The organism is Pseudomonas sp. SF2 (assembly GCF_036858055.1).
Classification (GTDB): Bacteria; Pseudomonadota; Gammaproteobacteria; order Pseudomonadales; family Pseudomonadaceae; genus Aquipseudomonas.
On sequence record NZ_JAMBDI010000047.1, the window covers coordinates 1 to 3365 of the forward strand.

Here is a 3365-nt window from a genome sequence, read left to right on the forward strand (position 1 = left end):
TTAAAGACAAAACCCCTACCTGCATGTGCAGATAGGGGTTTTGCGAAATGAATCTTGACGATGACCTACTCTCACATGGGGAAACCCCACACTACCATCGGCGATGCATCGTTTCACTGCTGAGTTCGGGATGGGATCAGGTGGTTCCAATGCTCTATGGTCGTCAAGAAATTCTGTTGCCAGAATGTCCAGATGGACAGCCCAGCGAATCCGGATATGTGATTTTGTGAAGTTGCGAACTTTCGGTTCTTTCGTCTTCACCACCGCAATCTGCGCTAGCAAATTGCTTGGGTGTTATATGGTCAAGCCTCACGGGCAATTAGTATTGGTTAGCTCAACGCCTCACAGCGCTTACACACCCAACCTATCAACGTCGTAGTCTTCGACGGCCCTTCAGGGGATTCAAGATCCCAGTGAGATCTCATCTTGAGGCAAGTTTCCCGCTTAGATGCTTTCAGCGGTTATCTCTTCCGAACATAGCTACCCGGCAATGCCACTGGCGTGACAACCGGAACACCAGAGGTTCGTCCACTCCGGTCCTCTCGTACTAGGAGCAGCCCCTCTCAAATCTCAAACGTCCACGGCAGATAGGGACCGAACTGTCTCACGACGTTCTAAACCCAGCTCGCGTACCACTTTAAATGGCGAACAGCCATACCCTTGGGACCGGCTTCAGCCCCAGGATGTGATGAGCCGACATCGAGGTGCCAAACACCGCCGTCGATATGAACTCTTGGGCGGTATCAGCCTGTTATCCCCGGAGTACCTTTTATCCGTTGAGCGATGGCCCTTCCATACAGAACCACCGGATCACTAAGACCTACTTTCGTACCTGCTCGACGTGTTTGTCTCGCAGTCAAGCGCGCTTTTGCCTTTATACTCTACGACCGATTTCCGACCGGTCTGAGCGCACCTTCGTACTCCTCCGTTACTCTTTGGGAGGAGACCGCCCCAGTCAAACTACCCACCATACACTGTCCTCGATCCGGATAACGGACCTGAGTTAGAACCTCAAAGTTGCCAGGGTGGTATTTCAAGGATGGCTCCATGAGAACTGGCGTCCCCACTTCAAAGCCTCCCACCTATCCTACACAAGCAAATTCAAAGTCCAGTGCAAAGCTATAGTAAAGGTTCACGGGGTCTTTCCGTCTAGCCGCGGATACACTGCATCTTCACAGCGATTTCAATTTCACTGAGTCTCGGGTGGAGACAGCGCCGCCATCGTTACGCCATTCGTGCAGGTCGGAACTTACCCGACAAGGAATTTCGCTACCTTAGGACCGTTATAGTTACGGCCGCCGTTTACCGGGGCTTCGATCAAGAGCTTCGCTTGCGCTAACCCCATCAATTAACCTTCCGGCACCGGGCAGGCGTCACACCCTATACGTCCACTTTCGTGTTTGCAGAGTGCTGTGTTTTTAATAAACAGTCGCAGCGGCCTGGTATCTTCGACCGGCATGGGCTTACGGAGCAAGTCCTTCACCCTCGCCGGCGCACCTTCTCCCGAAGTTACGGTGCCATTTTGCCTAGTTCCTTCACCCGAGTTCTCTCAAGCGCCTTGGTATTCTCTACCTAACCACCTGTGTCGGTTTGGGGTACGGTTCCCAGTTATCTGAAGCTTAGGAGCTTTTCTTGGAAGCATGGTATCAACCACTTCGTCGCCTAAAGGCAACTCGTCATCAGCTCTCGGCCTTGAAATCCCGGATTTGCCTAAGATTTCAGCCTACCACCTTAAACCTGGACAACCAACGCCAGGCTGGCCTAACCTTCTCCGTCCCTCCATCGCAATAACTGGAAGTACAGGAATATTAACCTGTTTTCCATCGACTACGCTTTTCAGCCTCGCCTTAGGGACCGACTAACCCTGCGTCGATTAACGTTGCGCAGGAAACCTTGGTCTTTCGGCGTGCGAGTTTTTCACTCGCATTGTCGTTACTCATGTCAGCATTCGCACTTCTGATACCTCCAGCAAGCTTCTCAACTCACCTTCACAGGCTTACAGAACGCTCCTCTACCGCGTCATCAAAGATGACACCCGTAGCTTCGGTGCATGGTTTGAGCCCCGTTACATCTTCCGCGCAGGCCGACTCGACTAGTGAGCTATTACGCTTTCTTTAAAGGGTGGCTGCTTCTAAGCCAACCTCCTAGCTGTCTAAGCCTTCCCACATCGTTTCCCACTTAACCATGACTTTGGGACCTTAGCTGACGGTCTGGGTTGTTTCCCTTTTCACGACGGACGTTAGCACCCGCCGTGTGTCTCCCATGCTCGGCACTTCCAGGTATTCGGAGTTTGCATCGGTTTGGTAAGTCGGGATGACCCCCTAGCCGAAACAGTGCTCTACCCCCTGGAGTGATACATGAGGCGCTACCTAAATAGCTTTCGAGGAGAACCAGCTATCTCCGAGCTTGATTAGCCTTTCACTCCGATCCACAGGTCATCCGCTAACTTTTCAACGGTAGTCGGTTCGGTCCTCCAGTCAGTGTTACCTAACCTTCAACCTGCCCATGGATAGATCGCCCGGTTTCGGGTCTATACCCAGCGACTAAACGCCCTATTAAGACTCGCTTTCGCTACGCCTCCCCTATTCGGTTAAGCTCGCCACTGAATATAAGTCGCTGACCCATTATACAAAAGGTACGCAGTCACCTAACAAAGTAGGCTCCCACTGCTTGTACGCATACGGTTTCAGGTTCTATTTCACTCCCCTCTCCGGGGTTCTTTTCGCCTTTCCCTCACGGTACTGGTTCACTATCGGTCAGTCAGTAGTATTTAGCCTTGGAGGATGGTCCCCCCATATTCAGACAAAGTTTCTCGTGCTCCGTCCTACTCGATTTCATTGACAAGAGATTTTCGTGTACGGGGCTATCACCCACTATGGCCGCACTTTCCAGAGCGTTCCACTAATCTCAAATCAACTTAAGGGCTGGTCCCCGTTCGCTCGCCACTACTAAGGGAATCTCGGTTGATTTCTTTTCCTCAGGGTACTTAGATGTTTCAGTTCCCCTGGTTCGCCTCTTGCACCTATGTATTCAGTACAAGATACTCAGCTTATGCTGAGTGGGTTCCCCCATTCAGAGATCTCTGGATCACAGTCTGTTTGCCGACTCCCCAAAGCTTATCGCAGGCTACCACGTCTTTCATCGCCTCTGACTGCCAAGGCATCCACCGTATGCGCTTCTTCACTTGACCATATAACCCCAAGCAATCTGGTTATACTGTGAAGACGACATTCGCCGAAAATTCGCATGTTGCTCTTTCGAGCAGAACTCACAAATTTTACCTTAGCCTGATTTCCAGCAGTGAAACTGGTCATCAGTCTATATCTATCACATATCCGAATTTTTAAAGAACGATCTGACAAAAG

The 3365-nt window shown here is 51.1% G+C and carries 2 rRNA genes; both read right to left on the reverse strand.

Annotated elements, in window-relative coordinates:
• Window positions 1–52: 52 nt before the first annotated feature.
• Window positions 53–168, reverse strand: a 5S ribosomal RNA gene (gene rrf / locus M2S36_RS22100).
• 130 nt (window positions 169–298) lie between these two features.
• Window positions 299–3190, reverse strand: a 23S ribosomal RNA gene (locus M2S36_RS22105).
• Window positions 3191–3365: the final 175 nt, after the last annotated feature.